19 protein-coding genes are annotated in these 18415 nt (G+C 69.0%); 9 read left to right on the top strand and 10 right to left on the bottom strand.

What is annotated here, in order from left to right; translation table 11 throughout:
• Positions 1-12: 12 nt before the first annotated feature.
• Entirely contained in the window at positions 13-546 is a 534-nt protein-coding gene (locus M9M90_RS00190; RefSeq protein WP_254835155.1) for a hypothetical protein, read from the bottom strand.
• Here M9M90_RS00190 and M9M90_RS00195 point away from each other — a divergent pair.
• A complete protein-coding gene (locus M9M90_RS00195; protein ID WP_254835156.1) occupies positions 533-1144 on the top strand; it encodes an alpha-ketoglutarate-dependent dioxygenase AlkB in 612 nt (203 codons plus the stop codon). The two genes, M9M90_RS00190 and M9M90_RS00195, sit on opposite strands and share 14 nt — an antisense overlap.
• A 93-nt stretch (positions 1145-1237) precedes the next feature.
• Positions 1238-2149, top strand: a complete 912-nt coding sequence (locus tag M9M90_RS00200) for a dienelactone hydrolase family protein (RefSeq protein WP_254835157.1) — start codon at positions 1238-1240, stop codon at positions 2147-2149.
• A gap of 7 nt (positions 2150-2156) precedes the next feature.
• On the opposite strand, the gene M9M90_RS00205 is transcribed toward M9M90_RS00200, so the two are convergent.
• A complete protein-coding gene (locus M9M90_RS00205; RefSeq protein ID WP_254835158.1) occupies positions 2157-2564 on the bottom strand; it encodes a hypothetical protein in 408 nt (135 codons plus the stop codon).
• Between the two features lie 138 nt (positions 2565-2702).
• Here M9M90_RS00205 and M9M90_RS00210 point away from each other — a divergent pair, with 138 nt between their 5' ends.
• A complete protein-coding gene (locus tag M9M90_RS00210; RefSeq protein ID WP_254835159.1) occupies positions 2703-5066 on the top strand; it encodes a DNA translocase FtsK 4TM domain-containing protein in 2364 nt (787 codons plus the stop codon).
• A gap of 9 nt (positions 5067-5075) precedes the next feature.
• Here the strand turns inward: M9M90_RS00210 and M9M90_RS00215 are convergent, their stop codons facing one another.
• The 4 genes from M9M90_RS00215 to M9M90_RS00230 all read right to left on the bottom strand — a co-directional run bounded on the left by M9M90_RS00215 (position 5076) and on the right by M9M90_RS00230 (position 10083).
• A complete protein-coding gene (locus M9M90_RS00215) occupies positions 5076-5543 on the bottom strand; it encodes a BLUF domain-containing protein (protein ID WP_256549222.1) in 468 nt (155 codons plus the stop codon).
• Positions 5544-6356, bottom strand: a complete 813-nt coding sequence (locus tag M9M90_RS00220) for an EAL domain-containing protein (RefSeq protein ID WP_254835161.1) — start codon at positions 6354-6356, stop codon at positions 5544-5546.
• Between the two features lie 60 nt (positions 6357-6416).
• Complete coding sequence (locus M9M90_RS00225) at positions 6417-8246, bottom strand: phosphoenolpyruvate carboxykinase (GTP) (protein WP_254835162.1); 1830 nt, start codon at positions 8244-8246, stop codon at positions 6417-6419.
• Between the two features lie 238 nt (positions 8247-8484).
• Positions 8485-10083, bottom strand: a complete 1599-nt coding sequence (locus M9M90_RS00230) for a PAS domain-containing sensor histidine kinase (RefSeq protein ID WP_254835163.1) — start codon at positions 10081-10083, stop codon at positions 8485-8487.
• Between the two features lie 108 nt (positions 10084-10191).
• On the opposite strand from M9M90_RS00230, the gene M9M90_RS00235 reads away from it, so the two are divergent.
• From M9M90_RS00235 to xth, 3 genes are all read left to right on the top strand, one after another.
• The gene (locus M9M90_RS00235) at positions 10192-12333 is read left to right on the top strand and encodes an ATP-binding protein (protein WP_254835164.1); all 2142 of its coding nucleotides are present in this window, start codon (positions 10192-10194) and stop codon (positions 12331-12333) included.
• An 89-nt stretch (positions 12334-12422) separates the two neighbouring features.
• On the top strand, positions 12423-13067 hold the full coding sequence (locus tag M9M90_RS00240) for an outer-membrane lipoprotein carrier protein LolA (RefSeq protein WP_254835165.1): 645 nt from the start codon (positions 12423-12425) through the stop codon (positions 13065-13067).
• Positions 13068-13278: 211 nt separating this feature from the next.
• Positions 13279-14085: an exodeoxyribonuclease III gene (gene xth / locus M9M90_RS00245; RefSeq protein WP_254835166.1), complete on the top strand. Its 807-nt coding sequence runs from the start codon at positions 13279-13281 to the stop codon at positions 14083-14085.
• On the opposite strand, the gene M9M90_RS00250 is transcribed toward xth, so the two are convergent.
• Together M9M90_RS00250 and M9M90_RS00255 are read right to left on the bottom strand one after the other, a co-directional pair.
• A complete protein-coding gene (locus M9M90_RS00250; RefSeq protein ID WP_254835167.1) occupies positions 14082-14531 on the bottom strand; it encodes a hypothetical protein in 450 nt (149 codons plus the stop codon). The two genes, xth and M9M90_RS00250, sit on opposite strands and share 4 nt — an antisense overlap.
• 2 nt (positions 14532-14533) lie before the next feature.
• Complete coding sequence (locus M9M90_RS00255; protein WP_254837185.1) at positions 14534-15220, bottom strand: response regulator transcription factor; 687 nt, start codon at positions 15218-15220, stop codon at positions 14534-14536.
• Positions 15221-15230: 10 nt separating this feature from the next.
• Between M9M90_RS00255 and M9M90_RS00260 the strand changes: the two genes are divergently transcribed.
• Positions 15231-15785: a L,D-transpeptidase gene (locus tag M9M90_RS00260; protein WP_371876885.1), complete on the top strand. Its 555-nt coding sequence runs from the start codon at positions 15231-15233 to the stop codon at positions 15783-15785.
• A 153-nt stretch (positions 15786-15938) separates the two neighbouring features.
• On the opposite strand, the gene M9M90_RS00265 is transcribed toward M9M90_RS00260, so the two are convergent.
• Entirely contained in the window at positions 15939-16598 is a 660-nt protein-coding gene (locus M9M90_RS00265; RefSeq protein ID WP_254835168.1) for a YggS family pyridoxal phosphate-dependent enzyme, read from the bottom strand.
• Positions 16599-16617: 19 nt separating this feature from the next.
• Here M9M90_RS00265 and M9M90_RS00270 point away from each other — a divergent pair, with 19 nt between their 5' ends.
• Positions 16618-17199, top strand: a complete 582-nt coding sequence (locus M9M90_RS00270) for a thiamine phosphate synthase (RefSeq protein ID WP_254835169.1) — start codon at positions 16618-16620, stop codon at positions 17197-17199.
• Here M9M90_RS00270 and M9M90_RS00275 read toward each other — a convergent pair.
• Positions 17189-17566 (bottom strand): NtrZ family periplasmic regulatory protein, encoded by a 378-nt coding sequence (locus M9M90_RS00275; protein ID WP_254835170.1) that lies wholly within the window; start codon positions 17564-17566, stop codon positions 17189-17191. The genes M9M90_RS00270 and M9M90_RS00275 overlap by 11 nt on opposite strands.
• A 284-nt stretch (positions 17567-17850) precedes the next feature.
• On the opposite strand from M9M90_RS00275, the gene M9M90_RS00280 reads away from it, so the two are divergent.
• On the top strand, positions 17851-18339 hold the full coding sequence (locus tag M9M90_RS00280) for a DUF3576 domain-containing protein (RefSeq protein ID WP_254835171.1): 489 nt from the start codon (positions 17851-17853) through the stop codon (positions 18337-18339).
• The last annotated feature ends 76 nt before the right edge of the window (positions 18340-18415 follow it).

Below are 18415 nucleotides of genomic sequence, written 5' to 3' on the forward strand. Positions count from 1 at the left end.
GGGCGAATGACCCTAATCAATGCGGGGTCTTGATAGATCGCTGTTCGGCCAAGCTTCTAAAATCCTTGCATAAGCCGGCGCGGAATGAGGCGCGGCCCCGCCCCGGTGCGCCAGGTAGGCATGCTGCACCACCATGGCCTGCTGCTCGATATTCAGCGCGGAAAAATCCCGACCGTCGGTCGGATCATAGGCATAGGCCGCCGGACCGTCCCCGCAGCACAGCTTGGCCAGCGGCAGATTGACCCCGGACTGGGCCTGCCAGACATGGACCAGTTCGTGCACCAGCACCGAGCGGATCCACAGCGGCGCCTCCGAAAAGTCGGCATAGGCGCCCATCGCCGGCCACACCACCAGCCGCCCGCTCGGGACGAAGGGCCGGTTCCAGATCGGGATGCTGAAGATGCGGATGCGGGCCGTGTCCAGGTCGGCCCCGAACACCTCGTCCGAAAGCCGCCGCTCGCCGTCGGTCAGCCCTCGCCATCGCAGTGGCTTCATGAGCGAAATGCCGTCCATCGCCCCTATATGGACCTTGATGAGCCTCTCCACGACCACCGGTTTCCGCCTGCTGCCCGGCGCCCTGGACCTGCCCACCCAGCAGGCGCTGCTGGCCGAGGTCATGGCCCGCGTCCAGGCCGCGCCCTTCGTCCGCCAGGTGACCCCCGGAGGCAAGCCGATGAGCGTGGCCATGACCAGTTTCGGGGCGCTGGGCTGGACCACCGACCTGGCGGGCTATCGCTACGAGCCGCGCCATCCGACGACGGGGGCGGCCTGGCCCGACATTCCCCGGCCCCTGCTCGACCTCTGGGCCGAGCTCGCCGATCCGGAGACCCCGCCCGACGCCTGCCTGGTCAATTACTACGACGCACAGGCGCGCATGAGCCTGCACCAGGACCGCGACGAGGCCGATTTCGGCTTTCCCGTGCTGTCGGTCTCGCTGGGCGACACGGCGGTGTTCCGGCTCGGAGGCCTGAAGCGCGGCGATCCCACGCGCTCGCTGAGGCTGGCCTCGGGGGATGTCTGCCTGCTGGCAGGCGAAGCCCGGCTGATCCATCACGGCGTGGACCGGATCCTGCCCGGATCCTCGCGCCTGATTCCGGGGGGCGGGCGGATCAATCTGACCCTGCGCCGCGCCGCGCCGGCCTGAGGTCTCGAGGTCTCAACGCGCCCCCAACGCGCCTTTGACACCGACCCCGCGCCGGACGCAAATGGAGGCGCTTACCGCAAAAGGTCACTGGTCATGGTCGTGCTCACCCCCACCCGGCCGGAAGGCGCCGAACCCGAGGACTTCCACCTCTCTCGCCGCGGACTCGCCGCCGCCGTCCTGGCAGGCTACGCGCTGGCCGCCCGCTCGGCCGAAGCCGCGCCCGTCGTCACCGACGCCGCAGGCCTGGTCACCGGGATGGTGATGGTCGAGACACCCGACCGCGCCATCCCCGCCTTCGTCGCCCGCCCCGACGCCAAGGGCCGCTTCCCTGTGGTGCTGGTGATCCCCGAAGTCTTCGGCCTGCACGAATACATCCGCGACATCTGCCGCCGGCTGGCCAAGCTGGGCTATGTGGCGATCTCGCCGGACCTCTTCGTGCGGCAGGGCGATCCGTCCAAGGCGGCCGACTTCGCCGCAGTGCGGAAGATCGTCGGCGACGCCTCGGAGCCCCAGATCATGGGCGACGTCGCCGCCACGCTCACCTTCATCAAGGCCCAGAAATACGCCGACAAGAGCAAGATCGCGATGACCGGCTTCTGCTGGGGCGGGGCCATCGTCTGGCTGTCCTCGGCCCGGTTCAAGGACATCAAGGCCGGCGCGGCCTGGTATGGCCGGCTGTCGGCGCCCAAGCCCGGGGAGTTCCTGGGCGAGCCCAACCGCACATGGCCGCTGCAGGTGGTGGGTCAACTCAACGCGCCGGTGATCGGCCTCTACGCCGGCAAGGACGGCGGCATCCCGGTCAGCGACGTCGAGGCCATGCGCGCGGCCCTTGTGGCGGCCAGGAAGACCAGGTCGGACCTGGTGCTCTATCCGGAGAGCCAGCACGGATTCCACGCCGATTACCGCTCCAGCTACGACGCCACGGCCGCTGCCGACGCCTGGACGCGCATGCTGGCCCACTTCGCGGCCAACGGGGTCAAGCCGAAGAGCTATCGGGCGGGGTAGTCCGCACTCAGTAAGGCGGCTGTTCCGGCGGCGGCGGCAGGGCGTCGATCAGGTCGCCGACCTTGTCTTCCGGCGCCGGGGCCTTAGGCGCGGCGGCGGCCTTGGCGGCGGCAAGCGCCTTGGCCTCGGCCTCCAGCTTGGCCATCTCCGCGGCGCGGACTTCCTCGGTCTTCTGCGTGGTGTCCTCCTCGTCCGCCTTTTCCTCGGGCGGCGGGGGCGGCGGATCGGTGACCAGCAGCTCGCCCACCGGCTGGGCGTCGGTGGCTTCCAGGGCCGAGGAGGTCCCGCCGGCCGATTCGCCGGGCAGCCGCGGCTTGTCGGGCACATTGCGAAGGCCCAGCGCGAAACCACTGACGGCGCAGACGGCGATGATCACGGCCACGACCCGCAGGACGCTTTGAGGCATGCTCCACATGGCCGCGAACCTAATCGGCCAGAGCTTCGCCCACAATCGGCACAATGCGAAAAGGCCGCGTTCACGTCACGGCAGAGTAAACGCCTCTTAACCCTCTAGGCCGCAGATATGGCGTTTCCAGAACGGGGAGCGGACGGCATGGCGCGGATGGCGCGGAAAACGGGTTTGGAGCTGGGGCTGCACATCGCGGGCCTCGCCTGGACTCATCCGACCACCGCGCGGCTCCGGGGCGGGCTGATCGCCGCCGCGGGCCTGGCCTTCGCCGTCGCCCTGGTCACCTACAACGCCGCCGATCCCAGCCTGAACGCCGCCTCGGCCGTCGCCCCGCTCAACGCCCTGGGCGCTCCCGGGGCCACCGCCGCCGACGCCGGGATGCAATCCCTCGGCCTGGCCGCCGGGGTTGCGGCCCTGCTGATGGTGCTGTTCGGCCTCTATCGGGCGGCCTCGCCTCACCCGGACCAGACCCGCGGCCAGGTGCGGCTGCGCGCCTTCGTCGGCGCCCTGGGTGTCCTGGCCTTGGCCGGCCTGCTCTCGGCCCCGGCCCCGCCGGCGGCCTGGCCGCTCGCCAAGGGCCTGGGCGGCTTCTGGGGTGACGGTCTGCTGCACGGGCTGGCCAGCGCCTTCGCCTACGCACACGTGCCGCTCGGAACCGTGCTCTCGGCCGGGCTGCTGGCCGCGGCGGCCGCCACCGGACTGGGCTACGCCATCGGGGTGCGCCGCGATGAACTTTCCGCCGCCCTGCTCTGGCTCCGCGAGGCGACGAGGAAGGGCCCCGCACCGCCACCGGCCAAGGCCGAGGCCCGCGCCTCGGTGGCCCGCCGCGCCCGCGCCGCCAAGGGTGACGGCGTCCCCGCCGCCGCCCTGGCCGATCCGCTGCCCGCGCCGTCGCCCGCCGCTGATCCCCTGGCCGCGCCCGTCGCCATCAAGGCCCCCAAGGCCGGCCCCAAGGACTCCGGCCGCGAGCAACGCGAGGCCCAGGGCGCCTTCGACTTCGTCAAGCCGGGCGGCTTCGCCCTGCCGGAACTGGCGATGCTGGCCAAGCCCAAGCCCCGCGCCTCGGCCTTCGACGAGGGGGCCCTGCGCCAGAACGCCCAGCTGCTGGAAAGCGTGCTGGCCGAGTTCGGGGTGCGCGGCGCCATCGATCAGATCCGTCCCGGCCCCGTGGTCACCCTCTATGAACTGGTCCCCGCCGCCGGCGTGAAATCGGCCCGGGTCGTGGCGCTCAGCGACGACATCGCCCGCTCCATGTCGGTGGCCGCCTGCCGCGTTTCCGTGGTGCCGGGCCGCAACGCCATCGGTATCGAGCTGCCCAATGCGCGCCGCGAGACCGTCTATCTCCGCGACCTGCTGGCCAGCGCCGAGTACGAGCGCTCCACCCAGGCCCTGCCCATGGCGCTCGGCGAGAACATCGGCGGCGAGCCCTATATCGCCGACCTGTCGAAGATGCCCCACCTGCTGATCGCCGGCACCACCGGCTCGGGCAAGTCGGTGGGCGTCAACGCCATGATCCTGTCGATCCTCTACCGCCTGCCCCCCGAGCAGTGCCGGTTCATCATGATCGACCCGAAGATGCTGGAGCTTTCCGTCTATGACGGCATCCCGCACCTGCTGGCGCCGGTGGTCACCGACCCGAAGAAGGCCATCGTCGCGCTGAAGTGGACCGTGCGCGAGATGGAAGACCGCTATCGCCTGATGTCGAAGATCGGGGTGCGCAACGTCGCCTCCTACAACGAGCGCGCCAAGGAGGCCTCGGCCAAGGGCGAGCATTTCGAGCGCACCGTTCAGACCGGCTTCGACGACAACGGCCGGCCGATCTACGAGAGCGAGCGGATCGATCCCAAGCCCATGCCCTATCTGGTGGTGGTGATCGACGAGGTCGCCGACCTGATGATGGTGGCCGGCAAGGAGGTCGAGAGCGCCGTCCAGCGCCTGGCCCAGATGGCCCGGGCCGCCGGCATTCACCTGGTGATGGCCACTCAGCGCCCGTCGGTGGACGTGATCACCGGCACCATCAAGGCCAACTTCCCGACCCGGATCAGCTTCCAGGTCACCTCCAAGATCGACAGCCGCACCATCCTGGGCGAACAGGGCGCCGAGCAGCTGCTGGGCCAGGGCGACATGCTCTACATGGCCGGCGGCGGGCGCATCACCCGACTGCACGGCCCCTTCGTCTCCGACGAGGAAGTGGAGTCGGTCGCGAAGTTCCTGCGCAGCCAGGGCGAGCCGCAATACCTCGAGGACGTCACCGCCGGCGGCGACGAGGATGAGGATGGCGAGTCGGGCATCGGCGACGAGGGCGGCGGCTCCGGCGATGACCTCTACGACCGCGCGGTGGCCGTGGTCACCCGCGACCGCAAGGCCTCGACCAGCTATGTCCAGCGCCGCCTGCAGGTGGGCTACAACCGCGCCGCCTCGCTCATCGAGCGCATGGAGCAGGAAGGGGTGGTCAGCCCCGCCAACCACGCCGGCAAGCGCGACGTGCTGGTGGGCGCGGCGCCATAGGGCGGACGCTCAGATCTCGACGACCCGCAACGCGCCTTCAAGCCCAGCCGTACGGACATGTATGCCGTGCACCGTCTTCAGCAGGCGCAGAGCGTCGGACCCGGTCATGTCGAACGGGTTGAAACTGGAGCGCTTGGAAAGCACGGCCAGGATCTCGTCATCGGCGGCTGTGACGTTCTTTCCGCACATCGCCCATTTTGGAAATGAGAGCGAGGAAACCATCTGGTCCGACAGCGTCTTGAGGTTGTAGTGGCGGCTGTCGGTCCTGACCCGGCGATAGATGAACTCGACCGCTGAGTCGGCGCCTTCCAGGATCTGCAGGAAAGTCCCTCTGTAGCAAAGCAGCATGCCGGTAACGCCGACCTTGGCGTTGTTGCGGACGGAAGCGTCCAGGATGTCGCGAAGCACGTCCGGGCTCACCGCGCCGGAGTTCGCGCTCAGGCGGCTTGCGTAACTTATCCGTCGAATGCTCGACATCTACGCCACGTTGAACCTTGGTGTCGGGATGATCGCGCTGGGCGCCGCGAGCGCCTCAAACGCCGGCTTCGCAAGCACGTAGCCTTGAACGAGCCGGACCCCCAGGTCCTGCAGGGCCGCCAACTCTTCCAGGGTCTCGACGCCCTCGCAGATCGTCGTGATGTCGAGGTCGTTGAGAAGCCGGATCATGTGATCGACAATGCGGAACTTGACCCTGTCGCGGTCAATCCCACGGATCAGTTCCATGTCGAGTTTGACGATGTCAGGTTGAAACTTGGTCAGGAGCGACAGGCCGGCGAAGCCGGCCCCGAAGTCGTCGATGGCGGTCTTGAACCCCATGGCGCGATACGTCCGCAGGATGTTCAGGATGTGGTCGGTGTCGAGCTTCTCGTCCTCGGTGAACTCAAAGATGATCTTATCGAGGGGGAAACCGGTCCGCAGCGCGGTCGCGAGGGTCAGCCGAATGCAGGCGCGGGGCTCGTAGACAGCGTTCGGCATGAAATTGATCGAAAGCCGCGCACCGTCCTTCGCCAGACCCAGGCCTGTCGCCAGGTCGATCGCCTTGACGCGGCACTGCTGGTCAAAAGCGTAGCGATTGCTCGGGTCGATCGCCGAGAGGATGGATTGCGCCCCTTCGCCGTTCGGACCGCGGACCAGGGCCTCATGCGCGAAGATCTCGCCGGTGGTGATATCGGCTATCGGCTGGAACGCCATGGAGAAGGGGATGTCGAAACCGTCGCCGTCCCGGCAGCCTTCGCATCCCGACGCCATCATCCAACTCCCGCAAGCCGTACTTGCGAGAAGCGCTATCACGTCAACCTTGAATGAAGCCTTTCCGCACTCGGGAAGCGGCGCCTTGAGCTCGTGCCGAGCCTACTCCGCCGCCGCCCGCGCGCCCAGGCGCTGGGTGAGCGCCTCGTACTGGGCCCACAGCTCCTTGGGCAGGCGATCGCCGAACTTGCGATAGGCCTCCGGGATCAGCGAGGCCTCTTCGGCCCAGACCTCGGCGTCCACCGAGAGCAGGGTGGAGAGGGCGGCGTCGCCCAGGTTGAGCCCCGACAGGTCCAGGCTCTCCTTGGTCGGCAGCCGGCCGATGGGCGTGTCGACCGCCTCGGCATCGCCCTCCAGCCGCTGGACGATCCACTTCAGCACCCGGCTGTTGTCGCCGTAGCCAGGCCACAGGAACTTGCCGTCGGCGCCCTTGCGGAACCAGTTCACGAAATAGATGCGGGGCAGCTTGGCGGCGTCGGCGTCGGCCCCGACCTTCAGCCAGTGGCCGAAATAGTCGCCCATGTTGTAGCCGCAGAACGGCAGCATGGCGAAGGGGTCGCGGCGCAGCTCGCCCACCTTGTTCTCCGCCGCCGCCGTGCCTTCCGAGGCGACGTTGGAGGCCAGGAACACCCCGTGCGCCCAGTCGAAGGCCTCGGTCACCAGCGGCACGGCGCTGGCGCGGCGGCCGCCGAACAGGATCGCGGAGATCGGCACGCCGGCCGGATCGTCCCACTCGTCGGCGATCACCGGGCACTGGTCCGCCGGCACCGCGAAGCGGGCGTTGGGATGGGCCGCGGGCTCGCCGCCGGGGGTCCAGGCCTGGCCCTTCCAGTCGATCAGGTCCTCGGGCGGGGTCTCTGTCAGGCCTTCCCACCAGACATCGCCGTCGGGGGTCAGGGCGACATTGGTGAAGACGGTGTTGGCGTGCAGGGCCTCGACCGCGTTGTGGTTGGTGGCGTGTCCGGTGCCGGGGGCCACGCCGAAGAAGCCGGCCTCGGGATTGATGGCGTAGAGCCGGCCGTCGTCGCCGAAGCGCATCCAGCAGATGTCGTCGCCCACGGTCTCGGCCTTCCAGCCGGGGATGGTGGGCTGCAGCATGGCCATGTTGGTCTTGCCGCAGGCGCTGGGGAAGGCGGCGGCCACGTAGCGGACCGCGCCGGCCGGTGAGGTCAGCTTGAGGATCAGCATGTGCTCGGCCAGCCAGCCCTCGTCGCGGGCCATCACCGAGGCGATGCGCAGCGCGTAGCACTTCTTGCCGAGCAGGGCGTTGCCGCCATAGCCCGAGCCGTAGGACCAGATCTCGCGGGCCTCGGGGAAATGGACGATGTACTTGATGTCGTTGCAGGGCCAGGCGACGTCGGCCTGGCCTTCGGCGAGAGGCGCCCCCACCGAGTGTAGCGCCGGCACGAAGAAGCCGTCCTCACCCAGCTCATCCAGGGCGCCCTGGCCCATCCGGGTCATCACCCGCATCGAGATGGCGACATAGGCCGAGTCGGTGATCTCGACGCCCAGGGCGGAGATCTTCGAGCCCAGCGGCCCCATGCAGAACGGCACCACGTACATGGTCCGGCCACGCATGCAGCCTTCGAACAGGTTTTCCAGGTCGGCCCGCATCTCTTCGGGATCGAGCCAGTTGTTGGTCGGACCCGCGTCGGCGGGGTCCTTCGAGCAGATGAAGGTGCGGCTCTCGACCCGGGCCACATCCTTGGGGTCGGAAAGGGCCAGGAAGCTGTTGGGCCGTTTCTCAGGGTTCAGCGGTGTGAGCGTGCCCGCCTTCACCAACTCGGCGGTCAGTGCGGCCCACTCGGCGTCCGAGCCGTCGCACCAGTGGACCCGATCCGGCTGGGTCATCGCCGCGACGCTGTTTACCCAGGCCAACAGGCCCGCATGCTTGGTCGGAGCCTGGTCGAGCCCCGGAATGGCCTTGCCCATCTAGGCTTCGCCCCTTTTTAATCCCACGCCATCACAATGGCCCGCGGCCCGCTGAAGGGGGTCATCGCGGGCGGTGTCCGGCCGGTGATAAGTATGAATAATCCGAGGCACAAGCTTAACGCGGCAAGTTACCCCGTCGGCGCGAAATGATACCGGTGTCATCGAAAACACTCGCCGGATGGCGTGTAGATTCACCAAGCTTCAGCACGCCGATATCTGGCCTTCGGTATCCGTGCGCCTAGCCGGCCTCAGGCTCCAGCACCGCCTCGACCGTACAGACCACGCCCTCCGGCGGGAAGGCGACGTGAGCCGAACCGTTCAGTTCACGGGCAAGCCCCCGCTCGATCAGCCGGGTCCCGAAACCGCGCCGCGGCGGCGGCGCCACCGGGGGGCCGCCCGTCTCGGTCCACGTCAGGCGCAGGCGGCGCGAGCGCGCGCCGCGCAGCAGGTCCCAGGCGATGCTTACCTGCCCGTCGGCCGTGCTGAGCGCCCCGTACTTGGCCGCGTTGGTGGCCAGTTCGTGAAGGGCCATGGAGATGGCGAGCGCCTCCCGCGGGGAGACCGCGACCTCCGGGCCCTGGCGCAGGACGCGCGTCTCGCCGCGCCCGGCGAAGGGCTCCAGGGTGGCTGCCGCGATCTCGTCCAGGTCGGCGCCCTCCCAGGTCCGCCGGGTCAGGACGTCATGGGCGCGCGACAGCGACAGGATGCGCGCCTCGAAGTCCGCCCGTACGTCCTGCGGCGAGATCGCGCCGCGCAGGGTGTGGCTGGCGATCGACTGCACCGTGGCGAGGGTGTTCTTCACCCGATGGTTCAGCTCGTTGACCAGCAGGCGCAGCCGCGCCTCGCCGCGCAGGCGCTCCAGGGCCTGCCATCCCTGGTCGACCACGGCCGCGACCAGGGCCTCGTCGTCGTCCGTCCAGCGGCGCGGCCGCGCCATGTGAGCCGACACCGCCGCCACGATGCGTCCGTGGCGCATCAGCGGGACCATCAGGATCGCGCGAACCTGCAGGGCGGCGAGGGCGGCGGTCGCGTTCCGGGTCAGGGGATCGGACGCCACGTCGTCCACCCGCAGGGCGCGCCCGGCGCGGACGGCTTCGGCGACCTCGACCCCGAAGTCGCTGAGCGCATGTCGCCCGGAGATCGGCGGCAGGCCGTCATGGCGCCAGCCGTCGTCGATCTCGAAGTGCTCTCCGTCGGGGTCGAACTCCTTATAGCCGGCCCGGTCGGCCCCCAGCCGTTCGCACAGCAGGGCCGAGGCGACGCGCCGGACCTCGGCCTCGCTGATCGCGGCCCGCAGGCGCTCGGCCAGCTCGACCTGAAAGGTCAACCGCCGCTGGACCAGAACCTTTGCCGTCGTCTCGGTGCAGGCGCAGAACAAGCCGCCCACTCCGCCGCTCTCGTCGCGGATTGGACTGTAGGAGAAGGTGTACCAGGTGTCCTCGGGATAGCCGTTGCGCAGCATGATCAGGTGCAGGTCTTCCGACCAGGTGGCCCGGCCTGAGAGGGCCGTCTCGATCAGCGGGGTCAGCTCGTGCCAGATCTCGCTCCAGATGGCCTGGAAGGGGTGACCCAGGGCGTGGGGATGTCTGGTCCCCAGGATCGGGGCGTAGGCGTCGTTATAGATGAAGACCAGCGATGGTCCCCAGGCCAGGAACATCGGGTGGGCGGAGTTCAGCATGATGCTGGCGGCGGTGCGCAGGCTCTGCGGCCACGCGCTTGAGGGCCCCAGGGGCGATAGTTTCCAGTCGTGGGCGCGCACAAGGGCCCCCATCTCCCCGCCACCGGTCAGGAAGTCGTCGCCCCGCGCCGCCGGCGCATGTGTCCCCGCCACGTCCATGCCGACTCAACGCGTGAACCCTCAATGGGTTGAGAGCGGCCGGTAACTCCGTCTCAACACGCCCTGGTCCATGGTCAAGCCACTGACTGGCGGGGGGGAACCGCAAGCGTGACCAATCTGCTGGACGAGGGCCTCGACGGGCTTGCGGCCGCCGTCCACCGGGGCGTGGCGTTGCGGATTGTCATCGCCATCGTGGTGGCCGCCGTCGGCGCCATGACGCTGCCGCTCTGGTTCTGCGCTCTTTGGGGCGCAGGAGTCTTCGTCGGCGAGATCTGGTGTCATTTCGTGACCCGCCGCCAGTTCGCGGGCGAGCGCGCCGGGACGGCGCTACGCGCCAACTACGCCGCCTGTCTGTTGCTCGTGAGCTGCTGGTGGATCGTGTTCGGCGCGGTCCTGTGGTCGTCCGGGCGGGTGGAGAACGCCGTCTCGGCCATCGGCATCTGGCTGGCGGTTATCTACCACGCCCAGACCCACGGCTATCAGTCGCGCATGGGGCTCGCCGCCGGCGGCGCGGTTCCGGGCGTCCTGATGCTGGCGATCGTCGCGTTCGCCCCCAACCCGCTCAACCTCGATCTCGCGCTCGTCGTCCCTTTCCTGATCCTGGGGCTGCTGTTCGCCGGCGACGGGGCCATCCAGATGCTCAAGGCACGCAGCAACTTCAACGACGCGCAGCGCAAGCTCGCCGAGAGCGACGCCCAGTACCGTATGCTGGCCGACAACCTCACCGACGTGATCGCGCTCTCGACCCTGGACGGCCGGCGGATATATCTGTCGCCCAGCATCGCGGGGGCCACCGGCTACACGGCCCATGAACTGTTCGAGACCCCCACCTACACCTACCTGCACCCCGACGACGCCGTCTGGCTGCCGCGCGCCATAGCCGACATGGCCGCGGGGCCGGGCAAGATCACGCTGGAGTACCGGATCGTCCGCAAGGACGGCGTGGCCATATGGGTGGAGACCACCTTCTGCCGGGTCGCCAACGACGATCCCGACGCGCCGCCGCAGGTGGTTTCGGTGTCTCGCAACATCGAGGCGCGCAAGCAGATGGAGACCGAGCTCAAGGAGGCCCGCCGCCGCGCCGAGCAGGCCGCAGCGGCCAAGTCCGACTTCCTGGCCAACATGACCCACGAGCTGCGCACCCCGCTCAACGCCATCATCGGTTTCTCGGGCGTCCTGCGGGTCTCGCCGCGACTGACGGGTGACGATGCCCGCCATGTAGGGCTGATCCACGACGCCAGCGGCTCGCTGCTGGAGTTGGTCAACAGCGTGCTCGACTTCTCCAAGCTGGAGGCCGGCGCCGTGGAGGTGGAGGTCCGGCCCTTCGACCCGGCCGCCCCCGCCCGCGCCATGGCCGCGCTGATGAGCGAGCAGGCCCAGGCCAAGGGCCTGACCCTCACCGTCCAAACCGAGGGCGAGCTCCTGCCCCTGCTGGGCGACGCCGGCCGCATCCGCCAGGTGCTGCTGAACTTCGTCTCCAACGCCATCAAGTTCACCGCCCAGGGCGAGGTCGCCGTCACCGTGCGCCAGACCGCGGCTCCGGGCGATTGCGGCCGCCTGCGCATCGAGGTCGCCGATACCGGTATCGGCTTGCGCGGCGACCAGATCGAGCACCTGTTCGAGCGCTTCACCCAGGCCGACGCCTCGGTCTCGCGCCAGTACGGCGGAACGGGCCTCGGCCTGGCCATCTGCAAGCGCACGATCGAGCTTATGGGCGGCGCGATCGGCGCCACCTCCAGCCCGGGCGCGGGTTCGACCTTCTGGTTCGAGCTTGTCCTGCCGCGCACCGACGAGCCGGTGACCGGCGAGCCGCAGATCCAGCCCGCGGAGGCCCTGGAGCGTCCCCTGCGCCTGCTGCTGGTCGAGGACGTCGCGGTGAACCGCGAGCTGATCCAGGCGCTGCTCGGCCCATTCGGCCTGGAGATCGAGACCGCCGAGAACGGCCAGGAAGCTGTCGAGGCCATGGAACGCCGCGCCTTCGACATCGTGCTGATGGACGTCCAGATGCCGGTGATGGACGGCCTGACCGCCACCCGGGCGATCCGCGCCCTGCCCCACGAGCGCGCCCGCTCGACCCCGATCATCGCCATGACCGCCAACGTCCTGCCCGATCAGATCGACCGCTGCCACGAGGCCGGCATGAACGACCACCTGGGCAAGCCCATCGAACCGGCCAAGCTCCTGGAAGCCCTGGCCATCTGGTCCGCGCCTCGCGAGGACGCCGATCCGGCGGCCGAGCTGGCCGGCTGACGGAACGCCGCCCTCGTCTCCGCCGTTGTTGCGCCCTATTGACGCCCGCAGCGCCCTATAGGCCTGCGTGCTGCGAACCTGGAGCGACCATGACCCAACTCTCCCGCCGCGCCCTGGCGATCGGACTGGCGGCCCTGCCGCTGCCCGCCCTGGCCCAGCGGCCCGCCGCCACGCCGCTGTCGGCCGCCGACAAGGCCCTGGTCGACCGCGCCTCCGCCTATCTGCAGGCCTTGACCCAGGCCAAGGGACGATTCGTCCAGACCGATCCCCGCGGCGTCACCACTCGCGGCGCGGTCTATCTGAAGCGCCCCGGCAAGGCGCGGTTCGACTATGAGCCGCCCTCGGGCCTGCTGGTGGTTTCGGACGGAGGCAAGGTCTCCATCCACGACGCGCGACTGAAGACCTTCGAGTCCTACCCGCTGATGGCGACGCCTTTGTCGCTGTTCCTCGCCCGCCAGGTCCGCCTGGATCAGGGGGTGGTGATCAGCCGGGTGGTCCGCTTCGCCGACGGCTTCGCCATCACCGCCCGCGACGGCAAGAAGCAGGCGGAGGGGCAGATCACGCTGACCTTCACGGAGAAGCCCCTGCGGCTCGCCGGCTGGACGGTGACCGACGCCCAGGGCGCCTCCACCCGCATCCAGCTCATCGACCTTGCGCCCGCCTCGGGCCTGGCCCCGTCGCTCTTCGTGCTCAACGATCCGCGGCCGAAGAACGTCGGCCGTGCCAAAATGTGACACAATCACAACAGGCAATATCTTACCTGATAGGGCTTGATTTTTCCGGGGTGAAGTGTCATTAATACAACTATGAGGTTCGCGCGATCGCGGACCTGATCCGTGCCGGAACCTATCCCCTCCCGGCGGCGGCATGAGAGACAACTAGCGCCCGGGCTTCTCCAGTGCCCGGGCGTTTCTTTTGCGCCCGACCCCCACTAGACATCCACCCATGCGCCTTCGACTCTGCACCTGGAACGTCAACTCCGTCCGCCTGCGCGCCGAACAGGTCGCCCGCTTCGTCGACGAGCAGGCGCCCGATGTCCTGTGCCTGCAGGAGATCAAGTGCCAGGAGGGCGAGTTCCCCCGCGCCATCTTCGAGCAGATGGGCCTGCCGCACATCAAGATCGCCGGCCAGAAGGGCTGGCACGGCGTGGCCATCGCCTCGCGCCTGCCCATCGAGGACGTCGCCCCCCTGGACGTGTGCCGCGAGGGCCACGCCCGCTGCGTCTCCGGCAAGGTGGCCGGGGTCGAGGTGCAGAACTTCTACATCCCGGCCGGCGGCGACATCCCCGACCGGGGGGTCAACGCCAAGTTCGACCACAAGCTCGACTTCTATGAAAAGCTCAGCGCCGAGATGGCCCGCCGCGACCCCAAGGATCCCCTGACCATCGTCGGCGACCTGAACGTGGCGCCGGGCGAGTTCGACGTCTGGAGCCACAAGCAGATGTCGAAGATCGTCAGCCACACCCCCATCGAGCTCGAGGCCTTCGCCGCGCTCAAGGCCAGCCTCGGCTTCACCGACCTGGTGCGCGAGGCCGTGCCAGATCCGCAGAAGCTGTTCTCCTGGTGGAGCTACCGGGCCGCCGACTTCCGCGCCTCCAACCGCGGCCTGCGGCTGGACCACATCCTGATCTCACCCGGCCTGCGCGAGGCGGCCTTCCGCCTCGGCGCGGCGGCGGCCCGGGTCCACGACGACGTCCGCGAATGGGAGCGCCCCAGCGACCACGCCCCGGTCAGCGCGGATTTCGGGCTCTAACGAGCCGCCACCACGCACTTCGGAATGCCGCCCGGCGTGCTCACGCTCACCGGCTTGCCGACGCCGGTCTTGAAGTAGAACTCGCCCTGCCTGGTGGTCACCTTGAGCACGGCCGGGGCGGTGAACTCGCAGAGCGGCGCGAAACCGGTTCCGCCGCCATGGCTGATGACGTTGCACGTCACATGGCCGAAGCGGCGGACGAAGGTCACCTCATTGAAGATGAAGGTCTTGCTGGGCTTCACCGCCAGGGCGTCGAACTCGGCCTTGGTCAGCACCGGGCACGGCAGGCCGGTCAAGGCCGACGGCGTGGTGGCCGCCTCGGATTCGGCGATCTTGTGAATGCGGTTTTGGTAGGAGGTCACGGCCACCGCCGTCATGCCGACCACCAGAGCCCCGATCATCATCAGGGGAAAGGTCCTGGCCAGTCCCCACCGGGCCGCCGCCACGGCTAGGGCGCCAGCCGGTAGCCGCCCGCCTCGGTCAGCAGCAGTCGTGCATTGCCGGGATCGGGCTCGATCTTCTGGCGCAGGCGGTAGACGTGGGTTTCCAGGGTGTGGGTGGTGACCCCGGCGTTATAGCCCCAGACCTCGGCCAGCAGCTCCTCGCGGCTCACCGGCTTCTCGCCGGCCCGGTAGAGGTACTTCAGGATGTTGGTCTCTTTTTCCGTCAGCCGAATCTTCTTCTGGTTGGCGTCGACCAGCATCTTGGCCGAGGGGCGGAACTCGTAGGCACCCAGGTGGAAGACCGCGCCTTCCGACTGCTCGTGGCTGCGCAGCTGGGCGCGGATGCGGGCCAGCAGCACCTGGAACTTGAAGGGCTTGGTCACATAATCGTTGGCCCCGGCGTCCAGGCCGGAGATCTGATCATCGTCGGTGTCGGCCGCCGTCAGCATGATAATCGGGCACGCCACCCCCTGGGCGCGCATCTGCCGGCAGGCCTCGCGGCCGTTCATGTCCGGTAAGTCTACGTCCAGCAGGATGAGATCCGGGCGATTCTCCACCGCCGACTTCACGCCCGCGCTGGCGGTGGCGGCCTCGATGGCCGAGAATTCCTCGGAAAGTTGAAGCTGCTCGGCGATCGCGCCGCGCAGGTCTTCGTTGTCGTCCACGACGAGTAAGGTCTTGCGTTGAGCCATGAGCCGGAACATGCACCGCATCGCCCCCGCGCGCCAACCTTTGGAAGCCCGGCAGACCATGATCTTCACGGCTATGTCAGACGGAACCTTCGATCTGGGCGGCCGGACGGTAAGCTGCGCGCTCGGCATGGGCGGGGTGATCGCCGCCAAGGACAAGCGTGAAGGCGACGGCGCCTCGCCGCTCGGAACCTGGGCCATCCGCCGCGTGCTCTACCGGCCCGACAAGGGCGAGGCCCCGGAGACCGGCCTGCCCACCAAGGCGCTCGCCCGCGACGACGGCTGGTGCGACGCCCCGCTGGACCCGGCCTACAACCGCGCCGTCAAGCTACCCCACCCCGCCAGCGCCGAGCACATGTGGCGCGGCGACGACATCTACGACCTGGTCTGCGTCCTGGCCCACAACGACGACCCGCCGGTCCCCATGCTCGGCTCGGCGATCTTCCTCCACCTGGCCAAGCCGGGCTACCCGCCCACTCAGGGATGCGTCGCCCTGGCGCGGGAGGACCTGCTGGAGCTGCTCGCCAAGGCCAGGCTGGGCGACGCCATCGCTATCGTGCGGGCTTAGCGCCCTCAAGATGCTCCCCTCGTGGGGGAGCTGTCAGCGAAGCTGACTGAGGGGGACCGTGACTCGCGGTCGTGGGCTGCAACCCCCTCCGTCTCGTCGCGAAGAGGCGACGATCCACCTCCCCCAGAAGGGGAGGATCTAGCAGAGGGCGCCCTACGTCGCCCGCGCCCCGAACAGGGCCGAGCCCACCCGCACGCTGGTGGCGCCGAAGCGCACCGCGGTCTCGAAGTCGTCGCTCATGCCCATGGAGAGCTTGGCCAGGCCGTTGCGCGCCGCGATCTTGGCCAGAAGAGCGAAATGCGGACCGGGGGGCTCGCCCACCGGCGGGATGCACATCAGGCCCTCGACCTCCAGACCGTGGGTCCCGCGGACCGCGGCGATGAAGGCGTCGGCCTCGCCCGGGATCACGCCCGCCTTCTGCGGCTCCTCGCCGGTATTGACCTGGACGTAGAGCCGGGGCGAGCGGCCCTGCTTCCGGACCTCGGCAGCCAGGGCGACGGCCAGCTTCTCCCGATCCAGGCTCTCGATCACATCGAAGAAGGCGACCGCCTCCTTGGCCTTGTTGCTCTGCAGCGGCCCGATCAGCCGCAGCTCGACCCCTTCGCGCCGCTCGGCCCAGCGTTCCATGGCCTCCTGCACCCGGTTCTCGCCGAACACGGTCTGGCCGGCCGCCAGGATGGGCGCCACCTTCTCCCAAGGCTGCTGCTTGGAGACCGCGACCAGTGTGACGTCGGACGGCTCGCGGCCCGACGCCTTCGCCGCGCGGGCGATCCGGTCTAGGACGTCGGTCAGGCTAGCGGGAGAGACGGTCATTTCGGGCGGCTTCTGGACAGTGGCGCGGACGGCGGCAGCCTTAGGCGCGCGCGGCGCGTGGCGGAAGCCCTCCCTGCTGTTCTTCACCGATCCCGACCGCACCCCCGACATCGAGGCCGCCATGCTGCGCCTGCCGCGCGGCGCGGCTGTGGTCTATCGCAGCTTCGGCGATCCCAAGGCCGAACGCCGGGCGCGCGGCCTGCTGGCGATCGCCCGCGCCAGGGGTCTATTCCTCCTGATCGGCGCCGACGCCGAACTGGCCCGACGGATCGGCGCCCACGGCGTCCATCTGCCCGAGCGGCTGGCGGCCCAGGCGCGCGGCCTTGGGCGGCCGGGTTTCCGGGTCACCACAGCGGCCCACGGTCTGCGCGCGGCGCGCAGAGCCTTCGCCTGGGGCGCCGACGCGGTGGTGGTCTCGGCGATCTTCCCCTCGGCCAGCCCCTCGGCTGGATCGCCCATGGGGCCGGTCCGGCTGGCCATCCTGGTCCGCGCCGCCGGCGGGCCGGTCTACGCCCTGGGCGGCGTCAATGACAAAACGGCCCGCAGGCTGCTGCCTACGGGCGTGGTCGGGATCGCGGCCGTGGAGGCGCTTAGAACTTGAAGGCGGTCTCGAGGCGGACCCGCGGGGCGGCGTCGACCGGCTGGGTCTTCTTGTATTCCGGGGTTTCCTGCTCGCCGAACGCCACCGCGCCGCCGACCCGAAGGCTCGGCGTCACCCGGAAGTAGGCCCCCGCCTGGATGTCGTTCAGTTGCATGTCGCGCTCAGCCCGTTGATTGAGGTTGAGCGTGACCCCCCAGCGCCCCTTGCGCGAATCCCACAGCGACTTGGTCCCTTGCGGGGTCGCGGTGGTCTCACCGCGCACGGTGAAATCGGCGGTCTTGCCCTTCGCCGCCTGGGCATGCGCCGCCGAGGCGCCGCTCGCGAGGAGCGCCGCACCGACCAACGAAATGACCAAACGCTTGGACATGACCACCTATATAGCCCCTAAGCCCCGGCCCCGCCATTACACGGCGGAACCGTTGGATCGATTAAAGTCGCGCCGGACCCCAGGTCAACTGAATGCGGCCCCTCCGCCCGGGCCCCCGGTCGAATCCATCGGCGCCTGTGGCGGCAGGGCAACGCGATTCCTGTTTGGCGGTTCCACGGGCGTTGTTATAGAGGCTCCTCCGGCTCGGGGGGCGGCGCCGCGGCGCTGATCCGACGCGGACTAACGACTGGGAGCACTATATGCCGTTTGTGCGCGGTGAGTTTATGCGTGGCGTGACGACCGGAGTGCTGCTGCTCAGCCTCGTGGGCCTGACGGCCTGCTCGAGCGTGGGCGGCGGCTCGCGCACTTTCCAAAGCCAGGAAGAAGGCGGCGGCTTCCGCCTGTTCGGCGGCGGCAAGAAGTCCAGCGGCCCGGCCGGCGGCGCGCCGACCATCGGCGTCAACGGCTATCTGTGGCGCGCCACCCTGGACACGCTCTCCTTCATGCCGCTGGCATCGGCCGACCCTTACGGCGGCGTGGTGATCACCGACTGGTACGTCAATCCGGAAAAGCCGGACGAGCGCTTCAAGTGCACCGTCTATATCCTGGACTCGCGCCTGCGCGCCGACGGACTGAACGTGGCGGTCTTCAAGCAGAACAAGGACGCGGCCGGCAACTGGGTCGACGCGGCCTCGGCCGGCCAGACCGAGACGGACCTGGAAAACGCCATCCTTACCAAGGCCCGGCAGCTTCGACTGTCGAACATCGGCTAACCAACCCGCGAGATCCTCTTGGATTTCGCGAGAGGGTTTCTAAAGGCGACCATTTTCTTCGACGAACCGGCTACCA

The organism is Phenylobacterium sp. LH3H17, from assembly GCF_024298925.1.
In the GTDB taxonomy this organism is placed as follows: domain Bacteria; phylum Pseudomonadota; class Alphaproteobacteria; order Caulobacterales; family Caulobacteraceae; genus Phenylobacterium.